This window comes from Peribacillus sp. NPDC097225 (assembly GCF_044761955.1).
Taxonomy (GTDB): domain Bacteria; phylum Bacillota; class Bacilli; order Bacillales; family DSM-1321; genus Peribacillus.
The window spans coordinates 91,113-113,020 of the sequence record NZ_JBIWDJ010000003.1 but is presented as its reverse complement, the minus strand read 5'-3'; the positions used below and the strand labels follow the sequence as shown (position 1 = coordinate 113,020).

Sequence of the window (21,908 nt, the reverse complement as noted above, 5' to 3'; positions counted from 1 at the left end):
ATGGTTGATAGACTCCGCTCTTATCTTGCAAATTCCTCGAAGCTTAAGCTATCCGACAAGATCAGTACCTGAATGACTAATAAGGTATACGCTGCAGTCGATGCGTCTTTCAGTGAAATTTGTAGTTGCTCTTCGATTTGCTTGATACGATATTGGATACCGCCGATAGATAACGTCAACTCGTCCATCGTTTCCTTCAAGCGCTGACTATTTAATAAATAGACGTAAAGCGTATGCAATAATTCCTTTTTACGGGGATCATCAAAATTGTATAAGTCTTTTAACGTCTTCTTCGCCATTTCGTGAAGATGCTCCATGCTCATGTTCTTTACGATATCCCCAAGCATTCCTAAATCTTCGTAATCCGTTAGCAGCTTATCGTTGGGAAAGCGCTGTGCAACACGAGCCTCTTGTAGCGAACGCTCGAAATCTTTGAAGTTACTAAATGTTCCGCTAAGCCCGATTGAATATTTATAATTGGCATTTTGCTTCTCCATCTTTTGAAAAATTTTCGTGATTTTCTTATTCCAGCCTTGCTTATCACTATTTAGCGAATTGAGGAGCGCAATTTCCTCACCAAGCACTGCAAAAATACAAGGCAAATCCCACTCTTTTGCCAACTTGGACAGCTGTGTCAACTGGTCATGAATGTCGATGATTTCTTTATTTTTCTTTTTCTTTTTGACACTGATAATACCTGTAGAGAACGGCGGCTGAAATTTAAATGGTAAAAATTTATAGTAAGATTCGATATCTTTAATTTTCCGATTATGAATTAAGCGCTCCAATAGTGAGCTACGCATCCTTTGTTGCTCTTCAAACTGCGCCTCCTCATATAAAATACATAAGGCCACGACCGTAGAAATCCGCTCTAAAAATAAGTGGTCGTTTTCATCCATATCCTTTTCATCAAAGTAGAAAAATGAACAAGTGGCATAATTCCTTTTGTTAATAAGAACAGGTGCCGTCAACTTCCTGAATGTTTCGCCTTTGTAATGCGAAACGTTATGCGTATCGTCGAAATGCGATAATTTCACCTTATCTTTTTTTATTGCTAGTTGCTGTTCTTCCGTTAAACCAAAATGGCTTAACGCATTGCCATGGATATCCTCAATCAAAATCGAGATGTTCAACAGCTCGGACGCAACCTGAACAATTTCATCCATCGAATGTTTATCTGTTACTTTTTGTGTGAGCTGACTATTAAACAATGAAATTTTCTCGAGCACTTGCTTATGGTGTAAAAGTGCATCATAAGTCATTTCAAGTTCAGATAAAATGTTGTCGTTTTGATAAAGGTGGATAAGCTCTTCCTCATCTTCGAGCCAATCGCTCTCCAAGCGCACTTTAAACTCACAGCACGGATCACCTTTTGCGACGCACTTGTACTCAACGGCAATAATGGATTCACCATACTCATAGGTCAATGCACCACTTGCAAACCCACATAACATATGACAAACACATTCGTTTGCTACACCATAATTTTTTAGGTGTAACGCGGCTTCGAATGATTCTACCCATTGTCCCCACGTATCGATGCATTCAACCGTGCCATCTGGATGTCGCACAATTTCCCCCATGAAAATTACATCCTTCACGTGACCTAAGCGTGAATGTCTCTTACCGACTGGATCTATCGAGTCTTTATTTTGAAGCATCTTTCTTGCTGATTCCATCCCGAACTCTTTCCCAAATCGAAATAAAAAGCCTTTTGTTTTATGAGAACCAATGTTGTTAAACAAGCTGTTCTTTAATGTATGGAAGGCATTTGCCGACATTAAAATATTTTTCGTTTCGCTGGAATCAAATGCAATTTCGCTCATTAAAATCACATCCCCTTTGACTATCTATTCCTCATATTACAAAAGCGAAATTGATTTTTCAATAAATTTTAAAGATTAACACTATTCTTTCAATAAAAATCAGTATAACGTTTGAAATTATTAACAGGTATACTCAAAACAGAAAATAAAAGCACATCAGTATGAGGAGGCAAAGCGATGACAATTCTTGAAGGGTTTCATAATAGTTACATATTGGCAAACGGTGTACGTACACATTATTCCTGGGCTGGAACAGAAGGACCAGCTGTAATTTTACTGCACGGTGCAGGACCTGGAGCATGCGGCGCAGCAGGTTGGCGTTTTATGTTACCTGCATTAGCTAAAGCTGGCTTCCGAGCATATGCAGTAGACCAACTTTCAATGGGCTTTACCGACGCCCGCCCTCACGCATGGCCTGTAAATGGTCATCAAAGCCTAGTGGATCATGTACATGATTTCATTGAAGCATTATGCCTCGACGAAGTATCACTTGTCGGCAATTCACAAGGTGCTTACGTTGCAGCTAAATATGCCATAGACCACCCAGAAAAAGTAAATAAAATTGTTTACATCGGTAGTAATACCATCTATCAAGCGATGCATGAAGTACCTGAGAGAAAGCTGCGGTCATTCTTAGAAGTGATTGGTTATGACTATACAGAAGAATCCTTACGTAAATTCATGTACCGTAATTCAAGCGAAGACACGGTCATTCCTGAAGAACTGATTCAACTACGTCATCAAGCGGCAACCCGCCCAGGCGTTAAAGAATCCAATCAGGCGTTCGATGCCTACTTAGCGAGAATGAACGAAGAGCCTAAGCTTTGGGATCGTTACTGCATGAAAGATACCTTACCAAAATTGAAAATTCCAGGCCTATTCATTTGGGGTAAGCAAGACGCCGTTGCACCAGTGGAGACAGGTTATAAACTCGAGAAACTATTACCGAACATATCATTTGAATATATAGAAAACTGCGGTCATCAAGCTCAAACGGACCAACCGGAAATCGTGAACAAACTTGTCATTGACTTTTTGGCAGTGGAAAAAGATCAAGCCGTTACAGCACAATAAACTATTTTTGAAAGGAATGATCAAATGGTAACAGTAGTTGAAAGTAAAGGGCTGTATGAAGAAATTATGCAAAAGGCAAAGCGCATCGGTGAAGCCGCAGAGTTAGAAGCAATCGAAGCTGATCGAAATTCGACCGTGTCCCCACGCATCGCGGAAATTATTCGTGAGGAAGGCATTCACCGTTTGATTTTACCGAAAGAGTTTGGTTATCCACAACTCGATTGGCATACATTCGTTGATATGGTAAGCACAGTTGGTTACCATAACTTATCAGCTTCATGGTTAACCTACTTCTTCTCCGTGCATAACTCTTGGGTTTGCTACTATCCTAAGCACATTCGTGATGAAGTCATTAACCAAGGTGGCTTTGTAGCTGACGTATTTGCTCCCATCGGTAAAGTGGAACCAGTTGAAGATGGCTATGTCGTTTCCGGAAAGTACAATTTTGTAAGCGGTATCAATTACTGTGATTGGGTTGGCGTTGGCGCCATGATGAAATTCGAAGACAATGACAAGCCCGAACGTGTCGGCATTTTATTGAAGGTTTCTGACTTGGAAGTGGTAAAAACTTGGGATTCCCTTGGTCTTCGTGGATCAGGCAGTAATACATTGATCATTGATAATGTTTTCGTTAAGCCTGATGCCATTTTACGCTTCAGCAAAATAATCGAAAAGAGCCAACCGCCATATGAAGATTTCGATCAAGACTATTTATATTACAATACACCATTCTATCCTGGCTTCTATGTAGGGTTCGCCGCAATGGCTGTTGGTGGTGCAGAACGTGTAGTTGACGAGTTCGAAAAGCATACAGCCGGCCGCGTCCGCTTCTCTGGCATAAACGAAAAGGATTCTCCCACAAGCCAACGCGTGCTTTCGGAGTTAAAGCTAGAAATGATTTCTGCAAAAAGCTTATTGAACGAATACATCCGGATGATGGAAGAAGATAAAGGTGGTCCATACGAAGGAGCAAAATATAAAGCGATTCGTGCAAAAATCATCGATAAGTGTACACAAATCGGTGTTAAGGCCCTACTGACTTTAGGTGGGCACGCATTATTAAAAGGTCATCCGGTAGAAATGCACACTCGTGACCTGATGGCAATCGCCACACACATTACTTCTTTATATGAAGACGGCATATTAGGATACGGTAGAAATTTATTCGGCGTTCAAACAAACATTCAAGGGTAATTTCAGCATCGGAAAGTATGATGGATAAAGATTGAAATCATATTTTCCTTGTCCTCTTATTAAAAAAACATGACTATGAGGTGAATATAAATGGAAAAATTTCTTTACGCACCGGAAATTGCAAAATTAGGACACGTAGCTTTAGTATCAGCAGATCTTGAAAAATCTTTATGGTTCTTCCGCGACACAATCGGGTTAGAAGAAACCGAAGTGATAGATGGTGTACATTACTTGCGCGCTTGGGGCGATTTCGAACACCATACATTATCCATTACAGCTGGTGAAACTTCTTACATCGATCACATTGGCTGGCGTACAAAACGTCGTGAGGACGTAGCAACTTTCGCTAAATTATTAGAAGATGCTGGTACAGAAGTACGTTGGATAGAAGCAGGCGAAGAAGTAGCCCAAGGGGAAGCAGTCCGCTTCGAATTACCAAGTGGTCACCGCTTTGAACTGTATTACGATATGGAAAAAACACCTGCTGATGAATCTCGTAAATCAGTGCTTAAAAACCAAACGTATAAATCTTGGGCCAAAGGTGTATCACCACGTCGCATCGACCATGTTAACTTACAAACTTCACAAGATAACGCTGTGATCGTAAATTACTTACAACAAGCATTAGGCTTCAAGCTACGTGAATATTTCGTAAATCCAGACGATGTACAAGTCGCAAGCTGGTTATCCGTAACAAACTTAGTTCATGACGTGGCAATCATGTCTACATCCCGTTCAAAAGAACCAAACGAAATGCATCATATCGCTTATTGGTTAGACAACTCCCAAGACTTACTACGTGCTGCTGATATTTTATGCGAAGCTGATGTACAATTCGTAGGCCCTGGTAAACACGGTATTTCTCAAGCCATGTACATTTACGTAAAAGATCCAGGAAGTGGCTTACGTCTTGAAATCTTTACAAACAGCTATTTAATCTTCGAGCCAGACTGGGAGCCAGTGAAATGGACGTATGAAGAATACTTGAAAAACGGATCTGCCTACTGGGGCGACCGTCGCCGCGATGACGTAGATCGTGAAGCACAAGTTAAGGAATTAGCGAATTCATAATAAATTGACCACCAGCCATTCATGATGAAGGATGCTGGTGGTTCTTATGCGATGAATGTTATATAGGAAGGGGTGTCTCTATTGAAGGCAATGTTAAAAGTGTTAATCTTATCTTTCATTGGCGGTTATATTTTTAGCTTGCTGCACATCCCTATTCCCTGGATGCTTGGCCCAATTGTTGTCGTCATGTTAGCTCAATTTGTTTATAAAGGACCGCTTAGATGGTCCAGCCAAATGCGTGATTTAGGTGTCGTCATGGTCGGGACCGCGATTGGTGTACAATTCAACACCGATTTATTCGGCATGATGAGCTCCATTTTACTTTACATGATAACCCTAAACGTCATTTTGATCGGCGGTTCAATCGGCATCGCCTACTTAACGAGCAAATGGACAAAAATCCCGGTGAAAGCTGCCATATTAGGCGCCATCCCAGGCGGTTTAGGACAAATTGTCGTCTTTGCCGAGGAAGAAAAAGTTAAAGAAATCGGCGTTATTTCTTATTTTCAAGTAATTCGACTTTTACTGGTCGTTGTTTTCGTACCATTTATCGTCGCTGGCCAAGTAATGAGCAAGCCACCAACTGACGCTAAGCTAACAATCAGTTTAGTACTACTAATTGCACTTGCTTGGGGTTGCTCTCATTTAATGAAACGCATCCATTTGCCGGTCGCATTTTTCATTACACCCATTCTTTTATTCATTACATTGCAACTCACAACACCACTGGCAATGCCTCAAATACCTGGCATAATCATGGATATCGCTCAGTTACTAATCGGTGCCCATATCGGACTCATGCTCAAGCCGCATATGATCAAACTGCCGGTACGTGTACTTATAGGGGGCATTTTCAGTGCCTTCGCACTGATCGCGCTAACATTTGGATCAAGCTTTTTCATGTCATTTGCGTTGGATACAACCTTCGCTACAAGTTTCCTAAGCACCGCCCCAGGGGGCTTAGATCAAATGGTGTTATTAGCGAATGCAGTGCATGCAGATGTCTCGCTTGTTTCAATGTTCCAAACGTTCAGGCTCCTGTTCATTTTTATTTTAATTATGCCTTTGATGAAAATGTATTATCGTTGGCAAGGAAAAAAGAAATTGCCTAGCATCAAAAGAGCCATGTAGTAAAGTACCGATCATGGTTCATGTTAAAATCTATATACCTATGGATAAGACGCTCCGATGATTGAAATTCATTCAGTGGGGCGTTTTTCGAATCTGATGAATCGGTGAAATCAATTACCATATAATAGTAGAAACGCGTTCAAAAAAACCAAGTATCTACATGGAAGTCTGTGGGCTAGATTGCTACAAATGCGATGAGGTTACGGATATTAGAGATTCAAATAGATAGAATACCATTTCTTGAACGAACCGGGAAAAATAAAAGGCATGAGCCCGGTACAATACCGAACTCACGCCCAAGGAACTGCATATCAGTTCCTTCCTCGACAATAATAGACTATATGCAGTTGGTCATGTTCTTCTTAACTGCTTACATATAACTAACTTCTAGTATTCAGCCACTCTACTTCTCCGCCTGGATAATCGCTGAGACAATATATTCTTCTACCTTATGTTCCGGTGCCCATTCCTTGATGAATTCTTTGGATTCATCTTTAGGGATAATGGAGATGTTCTTAAATCCAGCTTGTTTCATCGTCTCGGACAATTCTTCAATTGAAGATGCCCCGGCGATGCATCCGGAGTAGAGGTTCATATCCGTTTGCAATGCTTCAGGCAGATTCGCAGTCAACACGATATCGGAAATCGCTAATCTCCCGCCTTTTTTCAGAACACGATAGGCTTCCTGAAAGACTCTTCCTTTATCCGGGGATAGGTTGATGACGCAATTCGACATAATCACATCAACGAATTGATCCGCAACAGGCAGATGTTCGATTTCCCCTAAACGAAATTCGACATTTACGAATTGATTTTTTTCGGCATTGCTCCGAGCTTTGCTAATCATTTCCGGTGTCATGTCAACGCCTATGACTTTTCCTTTTTCCCCCACTTTAGGAGAAGCCAAGAAAGCATCGAACCCTCCCCCGCTCCCAAGGTCAAGGACGGTCTCCCCCTCTTTTAAGTCCGCGATCGCCTGAGGATTTCCACAGCCTAATCCCATGTTTGCGCCATTCGGGATATTTTGAAGCTCTGCTGTGGTATATCCCATCTTTTTAGAAATCTCTTCGACGGAAATATTTTGGTTTTCTTCGGGTGTACAGCAGCTTGGCGCACAACAGCTGTCAGAGTTCACGACTTTAAGGGCGATTTTTTTATAATTGCTTCGTACGCTTTCGCGAATTTCATCTTTTTTCATTTCACTCATTCTCTCCATATCCTTCCCATTCATATTTAGCAGCAAGAGTTTTCATTATATCCTGTAAGCACTATGCCCATTTCACCATTTTCCTCTTCTACATCTATGGTTACATCTGATAACTGTTCCTTCATCTCAGATTGAATGGCAATGTTCACCCCATTCACTTCTACCACCCTATCATTTGTTTCTGCTTCTTGTAAGGCAACGCCAAGGTTCATTCCGCAACACCCTGCAATTCCATAAAATCGTAGAGTGGATACGTCATTTGCCTTCATCGCTTCTTGTAAATACTCTTTTGCTTGATTGGTCATTTTCATGTTCTATTCCTCCAATAGGTTTCGCATGTCATTTTTACATGTCCAGAATTTGATGCAATTGCTTGATTCCCTTTGGCTCTTCCCGGCTCCAAGGGAGAATGACAGTTTGGTTGCCGGATAGCTCTTTCACTTTCTCGATCCATTTCTTCTCTCCCTTTGCTTTCCTGGTAAGCATCGGTTCCATTGTATCCGTGACGAAAAAACTTTGGTTGATGAGCCACCAATGGATGGATATATTCGCCCGTTTCAAATCTGCTGCCAATCGTTTTGCTTCCAAAACAGGTGTCATCTCAGGAAGTGTCGTAATGATGATGCTCGTATAGGACCCGTCTCTTAATTTTGGCAACAAATCGCGTACCGGCTCTGGTATATCACCAGAAGAACGGGAAATTTCTTTATGATAGGCTTCAGATGCATCCAATAATAGAAGGGTATGACCTGTTGGTGCCGTATCAATTACGACCATGCTATCTTTGGACTGCGCCACAACATTGGCGAGTGCCCGGAAAACGGCGATTTCCTCGGTACAAGGAGATTCCAAGTCTTCTTTTATGAAGGCCAAGCCTTCTTCATCCATCGTTTCACTTGCTTTGGAAAGCACTTCATCTTTATACTCTTCCACGACTTTCTTCGGATCGATGCTGCTTATCGTTAGATTGTCATATAAGGTGTTATCATCAAAAGTCCAAGCAATGTGAGCGGCTGGATCCGTGGTCGTTAAGTGGACCTTTTTCCCTTTTTCGGCGAGTCCCAAGGCGACAAGTGACGCTACTGTCGTTTTTCCTACCCCGCCTTTTCCCATCGTAAGGATGACCCGATGGGAGTTTGATTCATAATAATCCACCAAATCTTTAATAGAGTGATGAGGGATCGTTTCTATTTCATCTAATAAGTTTTCAGACTCCCCATATGTTTGAGTGAACCATTTCTCCATGTGATTGATTCCTGTGATGGCAAATGAAACAAGAGGCAAATAAAAAGTCGGATGTTTTTTCAATGGATTCGGAATGTCTTCCAATGCCCGCTGTTGTCGGTCATGCAAGGCATTTGCATAACGATCACCTCGATCCGTCTGTTCGAAGACACCGTTCACGATCAAGAGTTGATTGGCAATCCCGATTTCCTTCAACTCATCCGAGGCACGTGCCGCTTCCCTCAATGGCCCCTCTTCAGGTCGGCTCACAAGGACTAGTGTAGTCTGCCCTTTGTCCGCCAACACCTTGACGGCCTTCTGATACATCTGCTTCTGACTTTCCAATCCCGCTAACGGACCCAGGCAAGATGCCCCGTTTGTATTTACATCTAAAAAACCGGACCATGCAGTTGGTAGTTGCAATAACCTCAGCGTATGACCAGTTGGTGCGGTATCAAATACAATCCGGTCATATTCCTCCGTAATTGTTGAATTCGTCAAAAGGGTCGAGAATTGGTTGAATGCCGCAATTTCTACGGTGCAAGCCCCTGACATTTGCTCTTCCATCGTGGCAAGCACCGCATCTGGTAACTTTCCTCTATACGGGGCAACCATCCGTTCCTTGTATTCGGTTGCCGCTTGGACAGGGTCCAAGTTCAGGGCATACAGGTTCGATGTGCCCTTGATCAATTGGGGATGATTGGTTAACGGTTGCCCGAATACATCTTGTAAGTTCGAAGCGGGATCTGTACTGATCAACAGAACTTTTTGTCCTTGCTTCGATAAAGAAAGGGAAAGCGAACTTGCCACGGATGTTTTCCCCACTCCACCTTTGCCTGTGAAAAATATAAATCGCGTTTGTGGGAAGAATTCATCAGTGAATAACTTCATGTCAGCTCTCCCCATCTTTTTGCGTCTTCAGTGACAATCGCACTTTCGGCTTTTGGATCAGTTCCTCAACAGAGAACCCCGTCCACCTTCCCAACTCCTCATTACTTGGATAGCTCCCTGTTCGTACCACGTTTCCATCAACGAAAACAATCGGTAAGACATCCGGACCCTTTTCGTTCAATAACGCACTCACTTGTTCATGTTGCATGAACTGTTCGGTATCATTGGTTAAATTATATCGTTCGATCGGATAATCCTTTTTCTTCAGATTACTTGTCACAAAAGACATCCTTAATAGCTCAGGGTCGATTGAAGGACCGCATACACCTGTAGGGCAACACATGGCAGGGTCAAAAATCTGTATTTCTTTCATTGAAGTCACTCCTTTTTATATAAATAAGCAGATGCCTATATTACGGATAAATCAATAGCCAAGTAATTTTCCTTGGCTATTTGCGGGCTCATTCTCCCATTTCAGCGAATTCTTCGATCCGTTCGCCAATTTCATCACGCACGCGTTGGAAGAAGGACCACTTTTCCTCATCGGTTCCTTCCGCTTTGGCTGGATCATCAAAACCCCAGTGGACTCGCTTTACTTGTGGAGGCGTGATTGGGCAATGCTCGTCTGCATGCCCACACAATGTAACCACTAAATCTGCATGATTCAAGGTTCCCCTATCAATCACATCCGATGTTTGATCGGAAATATCGATGTTTACTTCCCTCATCGCCTTAACAGCATTGGGATTCAATCCGTGAGCTTCAAGGCCTGCGCTTTTCACAATCCAATCCGGTAAGAGCCTTTTCGCCCAGCCTTCCGCCATTTGGCTGCGGCATGAATTGCCTGTGCATAAGAAGTAGATGGTTTTTCTATGTGTCATGAAGGTTTCCTCCTGTATTGAAAACAAACAGTTATAATTTAATGGTCCGGAAATATTTCTTATCCCAACGTAGAGCGACATGGACGAGAGCAATCAGTACCGGCACTTCCACGAGTGGTCCAATGACCGCCGCAAACGCCGCACCGCTGTTGATTCCGAATACGGAAACAGCCACGGCAATCGCCAGTTCAAAGTTATTGCTTGCTGCCGTAAAGGAAAGGGAAGCGGTAACCGGATAGGATGCACCCGCCTTTCTTGATGCAAAAAACGATACGGCAAACATGATTAAAAAATAGATGAAAAGCGGTATCGCAATCCGCACTGCATCAAGGGGCAAGGCAATGATGGTGTCCCCTTTTAAAGAGAACATCATGACGATCGTAAACAATAAAGCAAACAAAGTTAACGGCGAAATCTTGGGTAAGAACTTATTTTCATACCACTCATTCCCCTTAATTTTCAACCCAATGAATCGAGTCAACATCCCTGCTACGAATGGAATACCAAGATATATCATGACGCTTTTCGTGATTTCCCACATTGATATCACGACAGATAGGTTTTCCATGCCGAATACGCCAGGCAACACATTCAAGAAAAAGTAGGCGAATACGGAATAGAATAGGATCTGGAATATCGAGTTGAACGCCACGAGTCCCGCGACATACTCCCTATCTCCCCGAGCCAGATCATTCCATACAATGACCATCGCAATGCAACGGGCCAAGCCAATCATAATCAACCCGGCCATATACTCCGGATAATCGTGTAAAAAGATAATTGCAAGGAAAAACATTAAAACCGGCCCTAACAGCCAGTTTTGAAACAAGGAGAGCAGAAGCACTATCCAATCTTTGAACACGCGCCACATTTCTTCGTATTTCACTTTTGCAAGCGGTGGATACATCATGACGATTAACCCAATTGCGATTGGTATTGAAGTAGTCCCTACCGAAAAGGTATCTAATACATTTTTGAAATCGGGTACCCATACCGCAATCATGACTCCGACGAACATCGCCACAAATATCCATAGAGTAAGATAGCGATCCAAGAAGGATAATCGCTTTGTTACACTTTTATTTTCCATCCGCTTCTCCCCTAACATGATGAAGAATTACATTCCGTTGAACAACATGGAGCCTGAACATGTTCTAAAGAATCGATGATGGCTTGAATATAGGGCTGTTGAACCTCATTCAATCGAAAATGTTTCCATGTTCCCTTTTTTCTTTCTAAAATGATTCCTGCATCTTTTAATTTTTTCACTTGTTGACTGACTGCTGGCTGGGAAATCTGCAGGATATCCACAAAATCACATACACAAACTTCACCTTGTTTCAGACATGCCAGCAACTTTAACCGGTTCGGGTCGCTCACAGCCTTTAATTGACGAGACATCTCCTCGATTTGGTTCATCTAGTGTCCTCCTATCATACATAACTAAATGCTTATATAATATATTACTTATGTTATCACGATTGGTTTGGCCGTTGCAAGGGTTTTGGCTTGGAGAGATTTTATCAGAGTACTTCTCGAATTGCCTTCATAAAAAAAGACTGCCGATCTCCCGGCAGCCTCCATTCCTTATAAATACTTGCGGTGAATCCCTTTTCCGTCATAAGAAAACATGACTTCTTTGCCTTCCATGACCGATTCCATGTGCACGGGACGTCCCCAGAGCTGGTGGATATAGGGCATGACTTTTTCAAGGTATTTCAGGTCGAGTTCAATATCTTCGTACCAGTGTTTCAAATACAGCTCGCCATTTCGCATATAGTCGCCGTCATTGACCGTGATATACGGGAACCCGCCATTCACCCGCATGCTGACGAGCTGATCGCGCACCTGTTCCCATGCCTTATCAACGATTTTGTAGTCTTTGCCTTGCTTTTGGAATAAATACATATCCTCACGCATGACAAGATCTTTGGTCAAATAGTTACGGAGGAAGGAAATATCCGATTCTATTTCCCTGACTTCGAACATTTTTTCCCGGCCCGTTCCTGGCTTGATGCCGAGCTTGAGCATTTCCTCTGTCGGGTTATCATAGCGTTCTTCGATATCTTCAAACACCTTCAGCCCTAGATAATAAGGATTGATGCTCGTTCGTGATGGCTGCACGACTCCGGCATTCAGTTTTGCAAATTCAATCGATTCGCCAGAGGTCAAATCCAGTTCACGCATGATCCTTTGATGCCAGTACGATGCCCAGCCTTCGTTCATGATTTTCGTTTCGAGCTGCGGCCAGAAATAGAGCATTTCCTCTCGGATCATGGTCATGATATCTCTTTGCCAATCGGTTAAATCCCTGCTGTATTGTTCAATGAATAGCATGATATCTTTTTCAGGACGTGGCGGGAACTTCTTACGCCTTTTAGCGGTCGGATGCTTCTTCACATCTCTGTCTTCGAGATTCCATAAATCATCATACTCCGTCGCTGCCGGCTTGATTTCCTCCTCCTCTTCCTCATCCTCCATCGTCCAGGCAAGCTTCGGCCTCATCAGTGATGGGTCGATATGTTCCTCGATGGCAAGAAGGGCATCAAGGAATGTTTCCACTTCCCGCTTGCCATGCAACACTTCGTATTCCCGGATTCTTTCTGCCGTGGCCGACATGCTTTCTACCATATCCCTCTTGGTGTTCCGGAAACGGACATTATTCTTGAAGAAATCACAATGCGCCAAAACATGCGCCACAATCAATTTGTTTTGCACAAGTGAATTGGAATCCAGCAAGAACGCATAACATGGGTCAGAGTTAATGACCAATTCATAGATTTTGCTTAATCCGAAATCATATTGCAGCTTCATTTTATGAAATTGTTTCCCGAAGCTCCAATGTGAAAAGCGGGTCGGCATTCCATACGCACCAAATGTATAAATGATTTCCGATGGACAAATTTCATAACGCATCGGGTAAAAATCCAATCCGAATCCAGTGGCTATTTCTGTGATTTCACTGATGGCATATTCCAGAGCCTTCTGCTCCGATCCATTCATCTTATATCCCCCTAGTCTTTTGTCTTTAGTCTAATGTATGAAAAAAGGGCGGAAAAATGCTTTGTTCCTTCTTAAAGGGCAATCGTACATAGAAAAAAGACATCCTCCAAAAGGGAAGATGTCAGGAATCAGTAGAACAGGCACTCTTTCTTACTATTACTTGGCTATTTCTGCATGTAATGCCCGTTTTTTCGTTTTTGAGCGAACCCACGAAATGATAAGAGCTGCAATGATGACAAAACCTAAATATCCTGTAAGAGGATATACCGTACCAACCAATTTAATGAAGCCAACAAAGCTGGCAAGGAAAGCTAACATCCCTACGACGATGACCGAGATTTTAAAATTCTTTGTTTCGGAAGGTACAAGTCTAGCAGTAAATGCGTACAGCATACCAACTGACGTATTATAAATCATGCCTAACAGCACTACGGACAGAATATTTCCCAACCAAGGCGAGATTTCATTTGCTAAATAAAGAGTGGGCATGCTTACTCCCTCAATCGATTTAAGGTCGGACATCATCCCCATATTGATTAGAAGTAATAAAACCCCTAAACCTATCCCGCCTAAAATGCCTCCCATTCCTGCTTCTTTCTTGCTTTTCATTGTACCTCCCATTACGGCCAGCATCGCGATTCCAGCCGTCATATTATAAGAAACATATAGCAATGAACCCATTAGCCAATTTCCCGTTGCGGCCGTTTCTTTACTGGATGAGGCAATGATTTCACTGAAGCTAAGATTTGATGTAAAGAATGAATAACCCGCAATGACAATCATGATGATGAATAAGAATGGCGTTACGGCACTAATAATCGACATGATTTTATCGACTTTAAGCAAAAGCGTTCCAATGGTGAGGATCGTCATGATCGCGGCACCCACGATACTTGGAATGCCAAATTGTTCTTCGAAAATGGATCCGGAACCTGCAATCATGATCACCGTTACGCCGAATAAGAAAAAGGTAATGATCACATCGACAACCCTGCCTAGATGACGACCACAAAGGTGATCGATTATGCTTTTATGTGAGCGTGTTTGAAGCGAGCTCCCTAACTCCGTAACTTGCATTCCAAGGAAAGCGAATAATGCAGTCGCCACGACAATTCCCAATACACTGTAGATTCCAAAGCTCGTGAAAAACTGCAATACTTCTTGTCCTGAAGCAAAACCTGCCCCTATGATGATTCCGATATATGCACCTGCTAGATTGATACTGTTCTTCATGGAAATCCACCCCATTTTAAAGATAATTCTGACAATTTTGTGCATGGGTAGCTTTTGGCTACCTCACGTTTAAAGCTCCGCCAATCTTCAGTAAGAAAATACCAAAGCTTGGCGGACTCAACCTGCTCAATTTTTGTATCGTTTACTATAGGAGGTAAATTCATCGACAATGGTCGTATCTACTTCGTATCCAATACCTGCCGTCTTTGGCACGGTGATGACCCCATCTTCCACCGTCACTTCCGGTTTAATGATGTCTTTATGCCAATAATTCGCAGAAGCGGCCGTATCACCAGGCATTGTAAAATTATCAAGTGTGGTCAATGCGATATTATGTGCACGACCGACCCCAGATTCCAACATGCCACCGCACCATACTGGCACGTTTCGCTCTTTACATAAATCATGAATTTTCTTAGCTTCCGTTAAGCCACCCACTCTACCAATCTTGATATTGATTATTTTACAGCTTCCCAAATCCAGCGCCTTTCTGGCATCTTCGACGGAATGGATGCTTTCATCCAAGCAAATCGGTGTTGTGATGCTCGCTTGCAATGTCGCATGATCGACAATATCATCCGATGACAAAGGCTGCTCGATCATCATTAAATCGAATTGATCCAGCTGTTTCAATAATTCGATATCCTTCAAACGGTAAGCCGAGTTAGCATCCGCCATGATCGGTACATCCGGATAACGATTACGTACTTCCCTGATAACATCGACGTCCCAGCCCGGCTGAATCTTTATCTTGATTCGTTTATAACCATCTTTCAGTCCATTCTCGATTTTTTTCAATAAATCTGGAACGGTTTTTTGGATACCGATACTGATGCCGACATCGATTTTATCCAGCTCTCCACCTAGTGCCGTGCTCAGTGGAATGTTCTTTTCTTTCGCGTACAGATCCCAAATAGCTCCTTCGATTGCCGATTTCGCCATATTATTTTTCCTAATATGAGCGAACAGTTCCGCTACTTCACCTGGGTGCTCTATTTCTTTATCAAGCACGAGCGGAATCAGGAAATCCTCCAGCATCGTCCAGTTCGTTTTGATGGTTTCTTCGTTATACCATGGCGCGGCAAAAGCTACAGATTCAGCCCATCCTGATAATCCCGCTTCATTTTTCACCTCTACTAAAATAAACTCTTTATCCACGAATGTACCAAAGCTAGTTGTGAATGGAGCAATCAAATCCATATTCAGATGACGTAAACGCACTTCTTTTATTTTCATGTTTAATTCCCCCACTTATTTCTGTTTTTGTAAGATGTAATGTTGAATGTTGTCCTCTTTGATCCGTTCAATTCCCACTACAGCATATCCCTGGGCAAAGAGGTTTTTGAATATCTCTCTTGTTTTCGAACGCCAATCAATCGCCAACGAAAGATTTTCCTTCTTCATTTTTTGTATCTCCGTTGGTATCGGAATGGCAATGATGTCTGCATATGTATCCAGCCTATATTCCGTGATGACTGGAAAACCTTGTTCATCCTTTTCTACCGTCACTAGTTGTGCCGCTTCACTAGGGAGATTCGCATCTGCCTGCAAATCTTGATTGATCGTCCATTCCACCATGAAGCGATCCGTCGACAGCCCTTCATTAAGTGAGCCTTCAAGCTTTCCGTAGCAATCTTCCATATAGGTACGGCAAACTGCTTTAAGTTTTCCGATATTTAAATTCGCATTCACGCTTTCCAATGGATCGTATGTCCAGCAAATCAAGTCGTAGCCCTTTTTCAGTGCTTCTTCTTTTTGTGCCAATTTAAGCAATCTTCCGTATCCCTTCTTTTGATGTTCCGGATGGATCGCCAACAAGTGTGAGCAAAGAAAGACCTTTCCATCCTTAAAACCAGGGAAGCTGTATTGAAAGCCCACTAACTGCTCATCGAGGTAACCGCCTATGACAAGCCCCCCGTTTTTAACTGCCGTCAGCGTCTGGTGGGTTGGTATGGAATCCATCCCCCATACAAGCGTCTCCAATTGTTGCACCTCTTGTAACTCTTCTAATGTCGATAATGATTTGATGTGTAATTCATGAGTCATGGCGATCCCCTTCTCCATATTTATCGAAAGTAAGAAGGATGGCTTTCGTCAGAATCTCGATCCCCGAAAGCAGCGCTTCTTTATTAAAGGTCATAAGTGGATGATGCAGGCCTGGCGTTAAGCCACAACCCAATCCAAGCATCGTCGCTTTAATGGTCGGTTTCTTCAACGTATAAAAATGAAAATCCTCTCCACCAGTCGTAATGACGGGAGGCACCAAATTTTCTTTACCGAGTGTATCTGTTATGGCTTCTGCCATGATGGCTTGGGCTTGTTCGTCAACATGTGCAGCGGCTACATATGCACTTGGTTCAAGGGTAATTTCAACGCCATTGGCAATGGCCAGAGCTTGTGCGATTTTCTTCACCTTCATGGTCAATTCCTTCATGACATCATTATCCTGGGCGCGCAAGTCCAGCGAAAAAGTAGCCTTCCCTGGAATGATATTCGAACTTTCCCCGCCTGCAGAAAACTGCGTCATTTTCACGGAATAAGGGATGGAAGGATTAAGATGGATGCTGTTCAACAATGTGATGAAAGAGGCCCCGATCTCGATTGCATTTTGACCTTGATGGGGCCTTGCACCATGTGCATCCGTTCCTAGGATTTCGCCCTTTATGAACTGTGCTGAACCATGAACGATGGCTGGTGCCGCCTGGCCATCGCTCACTTCCTCCGCAGGCCTTACATGCACGCCATACAGAAAATCTATATCATCGACGACTTTTTCCTCAATCATCTTCAAGGCACCCGTTCCTTTTTCTTCTGCAGGCTGAAAAAGGAATTTGAGTTTCCCTTTTGGTTGAAAGTTCATTTCCTTCAATACAAGGAAAACGCCAAGAGCCAGAGTCATATGCCCATCGTGGCCACATGAATGGTTGGCCTGGAATGTGTCATTCACTTCTTGCCATAATGCATCGATATCCGATCGTAGGCCCACCGTGAACCGGCCTTCCCCCATCTCACCAATCACGCCGGTACAGTCGGAAAATCTTGTCACGGTACATTGGTTTTCCGTTAAAATGTCCGCAATGAAGTCTGTTGTCTTCACTTCATTCCAACTCGTTTCTGGATGAGCGTGCAGATGGTCAAATATCTCGATGATCCGTGGTCTTAACTTTACAAGCGATTGTGTTATATCCATTTCCAACTCCCCTTCAGAAGAAAAAATCATCCTGTTTAAATGTGTCGTATTTAGACTTTCTATCTTTGAATCCTTGTTCGTCTTTTATTGAGACACCCGCTACTAAACTATTCAATAAGGAAAATAAAACAGGTGCTGTATCGATGGTCGAAGTCTTCGGCGTTGATACCGGTAATAATACATCCGCGAAATCTGCAAGAGGGGCAAGTTCGGAGTCGGTAATCCCGATCACAAAGGCCCCTGCCTGTTTAGCCATCTCCGTAATTTTCACCGTTTCTTTCACATAACGGTGAAAGGATATCGCTATGAAAACGGAACGTTCCGTCATTTTATCCAATTGTAAAAAGATATCGTCTGTATCCGGCCGGTATAAATGAACATCCTCCTTCACAAGCCTTAGTGTGAACGTCAGCCAATGTGCGGCCGAAAAGGATAAACGATGTCCGGAAATTAAAATACTATCGGCTGACGTAATTTTGTCCACCGCTTTTGTGAAATCGTCATTTGATAGATTATGTATGGTCTTTTTGATGCTCTCGATATCTTGTTCCATCACTTGTGCCATGAAGTTTGGCTCGTTTGCGACTTCGAGTTTAGAAGTATGGTATTCATTCAAGCTACTGCTCTCGAAAATCAGCTGATTGCGAATCAGTTTTTGAAGTTCAGCAAAACCACTTAGCCCTAGCGAATAACAAAAGCGAATGATCGTGGTCTCACTCACGCCAATTTCTTTCCCTAACGCTTGAGCTGAACTGACGGCAAATGTATGGGCATGAGTCAACAAGTACTTGGCCACTTTTTTTTGCCCAGTCGTTAATGCCGGGAATATCTCTTTTGCTTTTTGCTGAACATCCATAAAATCCTTCCCTTCAGTAACAAAAATGAATCGTATACTTTTTTTAAATAGATTTGAAGTTTTAACTTCACTGATAATAGAGAACATTCTAACACCAGCCTTTCCATAAATCAATAATATTCTGAATATTTTAATAAAATAATCAAAATGAATTCAAAAAAAACCACGAAGAGTATCTCCGTGGGTTACATCCATCTTTTATTTTTTGTGGCGCTTTGCGTAGCCACATCGTTTACAGAGTTCTTCAACGGCGCATCTTCTCGAGAAGCCATCATACATATTCTTCGCCCGTTCGCCATCCAGGATTTCTTCTAGGGATGAATCGAATATATTCCCAAGTGGTATCTTCCCTTCACTATCCAAGCAACAAGGGACCACCGTTCCATCCACCAAGATTCCGAGTTGATCTCTCAATGCATAGCAGAAAATATTTTCATCAATGATATCGCGGTCAAGTTCCGGCCACTCGAATTTTTCCGCCATATTGATGTAAACCCGATCCTTCAGTTTGATATTATTCTTTTCCTGAAGGGCTTCACTTAAACGAATGTCCAGTGAAAGCTTCTCTTCCAACATCGAAAGAATATCATCATTCAACCCATTACTCGCTTTAAGTTCATCTGAATCCATATTCCATAGTCGTATGGCACAGATCACTTCACTCGTTGCATTTGCCTCATTAATGAAATCCGTTATATTACTTACGTAACTTTCCAGGCTATTGCTCGTATCATTCGCTTCAAAACTATGAAGGGAAATATTCACCTGACGAAGCGCTTTTTTGGACAGAAGCTTATCCTTCACCTTTTGGATCAGTGTGCCGTTTGTCGTAATATTCACTTTCAAATCATTCTCGGCGCTAATATCCAGGAACGTGCCCAAATCTTTATTCAAAAATGGTTCACCCATTAGATGGAAATATATATGGTCCGTATGTGGTTTTATCTTTTCAATCACGTGCGTAAAACCTTCTGGATTCATAAATTTCAATGTCCTTTGCAAGCTAGAACTCGGACAAAAATTACACTTCAGATTACATATGTTCGTTATTTCGACATATACTTTTTTAAACTTTCTCATTATAATTCCCCTAAAATCTTGCTGTATTTAATCTGTTATTAACTATACTTGTTCCTTCCTTATAAATGCAATGGAAAAATGGATTTCCGAACAAAATGAAGGGAACTTCCACATTTAGAAGTTCCCTTCTTTCTTCCATTATGTCCCTTTAGAGGACCAGGATTTACGTCCATTCCTTCCTATGCTCAGAAATGAATGTCATTTCGTTTCGGTAATGTTTAAAAAGAAGGTGCTGATTCCTTTGCATTCATTTTCTTTTCTGTTCCATGACCTTCAAGCTCAAAAGCTTTTTATTCTCCAGATCATGCTGGACGGTAACGATGACGTTGAATTCCTTGCCATTTTCCACCACTACGAATACAAAGTCGTCTTCCACTTGTTTATTGCCCAAATTTTTACGGCCTTTATATTGATAGTCGGTCACATCGTCTCCAGGATAATCTGCCTGAACGACAGTGATGGCAATCTTCCCGTATTTCTCATAATCCGGGGTTGCAGCAAGTGGTGCACTTGGAGCCATTTGCGTTAGTATCATGAGCCCCATGACCAGCATCAGAAGTTTTTTCATCCCTTTACCTCCCACCATTTCTCACTTATTAGTCTTATTATGTATAACATCTCAATAGTTATTCAATCGATTCGCTTCTTGAACAAGCATCATCCCCACTTGACGGTTCCGGTCCCATTCTTCGGGAAATACGGACAAGGGTGGATTCGTTTCCTCCACTAAATAACTAAGTTCAATGGTCAGCGCCGGCCGTTCGAATTCGGTAATGAACCAATCCGTAAATCCACTGCCTATTGCTTCCTTTTCCGGGATGGTCAGTTCATAACCGGTTAGCTCTGCCGTTTTCTTCGCTATGCCGTAATCCCTTGCCATGTTCTTAGGTTTATTGTGATAGTGCCAAAATATTTCCCGTCCAGACGTATGGTAGGAAACAGCAATAAGGGGGTCGAGCTTCTTCGTGAAGGACACAAGTGCTTTTGCCTCCGATGCCATCAGTGGACGTTTTCCTTTATAAAACTGATACGTGGGTTGTTTCGCTTCATTGATTATGTCATCCCAACCACTTGGATATTGCCTGTTTAAATCGATGCCATTCGCATTGGCTTTCCACCGGGACCACTCTGTGCTATAGTCATTCATTTTCCAGACCGCCACTCGCTCCCATACATTTAAGTGAGAGAAATCACCCTGCTGGATCCTGACCCCGTCAGGATTTAACATCGGGATGAACCAGATGCTGACCTCATCCAATAAATCCGAGGGGATTTCACCGATTGGCTTACCCGTTTGATAGGCGGAGGCATAATCTTGTAGCATCTTCATCAGAATCATCGTACTAAGCCATTCCCGTCCATGATGGGCACCGACCATTAAAATCGAATTCTGCCCCCTACCAAGTTTAACGGCCTTTATCGGTTTTCCTTTTTCAGTTTCACCGATTGTTACCGTTTTTAGTTGATACTTTTTTTCCATTTCCAGAAGATCTTTTTCCATTGTTTCGGGTGAATATAGCTGTTCAGAGAATGCGGATGAAGGATAAAGCAGAAAACAGATCCACCAAAGCAAAATGATTTTTTTCATGAACTCACCTTTGATTATTATTCAGGTAAAAAACAACAAACGCGGTTTTTCTATATCACCACTTATTGTAAGGAGAGCTTCTGCCCATTCTGTACAAAATACAAATAGCTCCTTAGTAAGGAGGAGAATGATGATGAGGATAGCGGATTATGATCAGGCGTTGTTTCATACTCACCGATCGGATTGGGACAGCCTTTTAGTTTTGATGGTACGAACGAAAGATCACATTCTTTCGAAGAAAATTGAGCATTTTTTACACGCATATCGGTTTGAGCATGATTACCAAATCGTTCAATCTCAGCTGTATGCCCTATTTCGTTATCTCGATCATGCTGCTGAACAGACGAGTGAATATGAATATGTAACGGAAGTTCAACAATAGTTTGTACAAAATGGGAAATATTATGCAAGTTGCTTATCAGGGATTAAACTATGGCTGGTGAAACCCTAATGGAAACA

The 21,908-nt window shown here is 42.4% G+C and carries 22 protein-coding genes; 5 read left to right on the top strand and 17 right to left on the bottom strand.

Annotated features, from left to right (window positions below):
• Window positions 1-20 precede the first annotated feature (20 nt).
• The gene (locus ACIQXH_RS10615; RefSeq protein WP_402867560.1) at window positions 21-1,826 is read right to left on the bottom strand and encodes a V4R domain-containing protein; all 1,806 of its coding nucleotides are present in this window, start codon (window positions 1,824-1,826) and stop codon (window positions 21-23) included.
• Between the two features lie 177 nt (window positions 1,827-2,003).
• On the opposite strand from ACIQXH_RS10615, the gene ACIQXH_RS10610 reads away from it, so the two are divergent.
• The 4 genes from ACIQXH_RS10610 to ACIQXH_RS10595 all read left to right on the top strand — a co-directional run bounded on the left by ACIQXH_RS10610 (window position 2,004) and on the right by ACIQXH_RS10595 (window position 6,296).
• Complete coding sequence (locus ACIQXH_RS10610; RefSeq protein WP_402867559.1) at window positions 2,004-2,900, top strand: alpha/beta fold hydrolase; 897 nt, start codon at window positions 2,004-2,006, stop codon at window positions 2,898-2,900.
• 24 nt (window positions 2,901-2,924) lie between these two features.
• On the top strand, window positions 2,925-4,094 hold the full coding sequence (locus tag ACIQXH_RS10605) for an acyl-CoA dehydrogenase family protein (protein WP_402867558.1): 1,170 nt from the start codon (window positions 2,925-2,927) through the stop codon (window positions 4,092-4,094).
• Window positions 4,095-4,184: 90 nt separating this feature from the next.
• A complete protein-coding gene (locus ACIQXH_RS10600; protein ID WP_402867557.1) occupies window positions 4,185-5,165 on the top strand; it encodes a VOC family protein in 981 nt (326 codons plus the stop codon).
• Between the two features lie 90 nt (window positions 5,166-5,255).
• On the top strand, window positions 5,256-6,296 hold the full coding sequence (locus ACIQXH_RS10595) for an AbrB family transcriptional regulator (RefSeq protein ID WP_403123801.1): 1,041 nt from the start codon (window positions 5,256-5,258) through the stop codon (window positions 6,294-6,296).
• A gap of 403 nt (window positions 6,297-6,699) precedes the next feature.
• Here ACIQXH_RS10595 and ACIQXH_RS10590 read toward each other — a convergent pair whose 3' ends face one another.
• The 16 genes from ACIQXH_RS10590 to ACIQXH_RS10515 all read right to left on the bottom strand — a co-directional run bounded on the left by ACIQXH_RS10590 (window position 6,700) and on the right by ACIQXH_RS10515 (window position 21,449).
• A complete protein-coding gene (locus tag ACIQXH_RS10590; protein WP_403123404.1) occupies window positions 6,700-7,503 on the bottom strand; it encodes an arsenite methyltransferase in 804 nt (267 codons plus the stop codon).
• A 26-nt stretch (window positions 7,504-7,529) separates the two neighbouring features.
• Complete coding sequence (locus ACIQXH_RS10585; protein ID WP_403123401.1) at window positions 7,530-7,814, bottom strand: iron-sulfur cluster biosynthesis family protein; 285 nt, start codon at window positions 7,812-7,814, stop codon at window positions 7,530-7,532.
• 34 nt (window positions 7,815-7,848) lie between these two features.
• The gene (arsA, locus tag ACIQXH_RS10580) at window positions 7,849-9,618 is read right to left on the bottom strand and encodes an arsenical pump-driving ATPase (RefSeq protein ID WP_403123398.1); all 1,770 of its coding nucleotides are present in this window, start codon (window positions 9,616-9,618) and stop codon (window positions 7,849-7,851) included.
• A gap of 1 nt (window position 9,619) precedes the next feature.
• A complete protein-coding gene (gene arsD, locus ACIQXH_RS10575; RefSeq protein ID WP_402867552.1) occupies window positions 9,620-9,991 on the bottom strand; it encodes an arsenite efflux transporter metallochaperone ArsD in 372 nt (123 codons plus the stop codon).
• Window positions 9,992-10,079: 88 nt separating this feature from the next.
• Window positions 10,080-10,499, bottom strand: coding sequence for an arsenate reductase (thioredoxin) (gene arsC, locus ACIQXH_RS10570; RefSeq protein WP_403123395.1), 420 nt, complete (start codon window positions 10,497-10,499; stop codon window positions 10,080-10,082).
• 31 nt (window positions 10,500-10,530) lie between these two features.
• Complete coding sequence (arsB, locus tag ACIQXH_RS10565) at window positions 10,531-11,589, bottom strand: ACR3 family arsenite efflux transporter (protein ID WP_403123392.1); 1,059 nt, start codon at window positions 11,587-11,589, stop codon at window positions 10,531-10,533.
• 11 nt (window positions 11,590-11,600) lie between these two features.
• A complete protein-coding gene (locus ACIQXH_RS10560; protein WP_403123389.1) occupies window positions 11,601-11,918 on the bottom strand; it encodes an ArsR/SmtB family transcription factor in 318 nt (105 codons plus the stop codon).
• A gap of 168 nt (window positions 11,919-12,086) precedes the next feature.
• Window positions 12,087-13,502, bottom strand: coding sequence for a SpoVR family protein (locus ACIQXH_RS10555; protein WP_402990629.1), 1,416 nt, complete (start codon window positions 13,500-13,502; stop codon window positions 12,087-12,089).
• 156 nt (window positions 13,503-13,658) lie between these two features.
• A complete protein-coding gene (locus tag ACIQXH_RS10550) occupies window positions 13,659-14,735 on the bottom strand; it encodes a YkvI family membrane protein (RefSeq protein WP_402867547.1) in 1,077 nt (358 codons plus the stop codon).
• Window positions 14,736-14,861: 126 nt separating this feature from the next.
• A complete protein-coding gene (gene menC, locus ACIQXH_RS10545; protein WP_403123386.1) occupies window positions 14,862-15,971 on the bottom strand; it encodes an o-succinylbenzoate synthase in 1,110 nt (369 codons plus the stop codon).
• A gap of 15 nt (window positions 15,972-15,986) precedes the next feature.
• The gene (locus ACIQXH_RS10540; RefSeq protein ID WP_403123383.1) at window positions 15,987-16,781 is read right to left on the bottom strand and encodes a GNAT family N-acetyltransferase; all 795 of its coding nucleotides are present in this window, start codon (window positions 16,779-16,781) and stop codon (window positions 15,987-15,989) included.
• Window positions 16,771-17,925 (bottom strand): M20 peptidase aminoacylase family protein, encoded by a 1,155-nt coding sequence (locus tag ACIQXH_RS10535; RefSeq protein WP_403123381.1) that lies wholly within the window; start codon window positions 17,923-17,925, stop codon window positions 16,771-16,773. The genes ACIQXH_RS10540 and ACIQXH_RS10535 overlap by 11 nt, the downstream gene beginning before the upstream one ends.
• Before the next feature lie 13 nt (window positions 17,926-17,938).
• Window positions 17,939-18,781, bottom strand: coding sequence for a MurR/RpiR family transcriptional regulator (locus ACIQXH_RS10530; RefSeq protein ID WP_403123378.1), 843 nt, complete (start codon window positions 18,779-18,781; stop codon window positions 17,939-17,941).
• Window positions 18,782-18,979: 198 nt separating this feature from the next.
• A complete protein-coding gene (locus ACIQXH_RS10525) occupies window positions 18,980-19,861 on the bottom strand; it encodes a radical SAM/SPASM domain-containing protein (protein ID WP_402867542.1) in 882 nt (293 codons plus the stop codon).
• 247 nt (window positions 19,862-20,108) lie between these two features.
• Complete coding sequence (locus ACIQXH_RS10520; RefSeq protein ID WP_402990649.1) at window positions 20,109-20,429, bottom strand: DUF3889 domain-containing protein; 321 nt, start codon at window positions 20,427-20,429, stop codon at window positions 20,109-20,111.
• A 51-nt stretch (window positions 20,430-20,480) separates the two neighbouring features.
• Entirely contained in the window at window positions 20,481-21,449 is a 969-nt protein-coding gene (locus tag ACIQXH_RS10515; RefSeq protein WP_403123375.1) for a M14 family zinc carboxypeptidase, read from the bottom strand.
• Window positions 21,450-21,582: 133 nt separating this feature from the next.
• Between ACIQXH_RS10515 and ACIQXH_RS10510 the strand changes: the two genes are divergently transcribed.
• A complete protein-coding gene (locus ACIQXH_RS10510; protein WP_402867538.1) occupies window positions 21,583-21,831 on the top strand; it encodes a YhdB family protein in 249 nt (82 codons plus the stop codon).
• The last annotated feature ends 77 nt before the right edge of the window (window positions 21,832-21,908 follow it).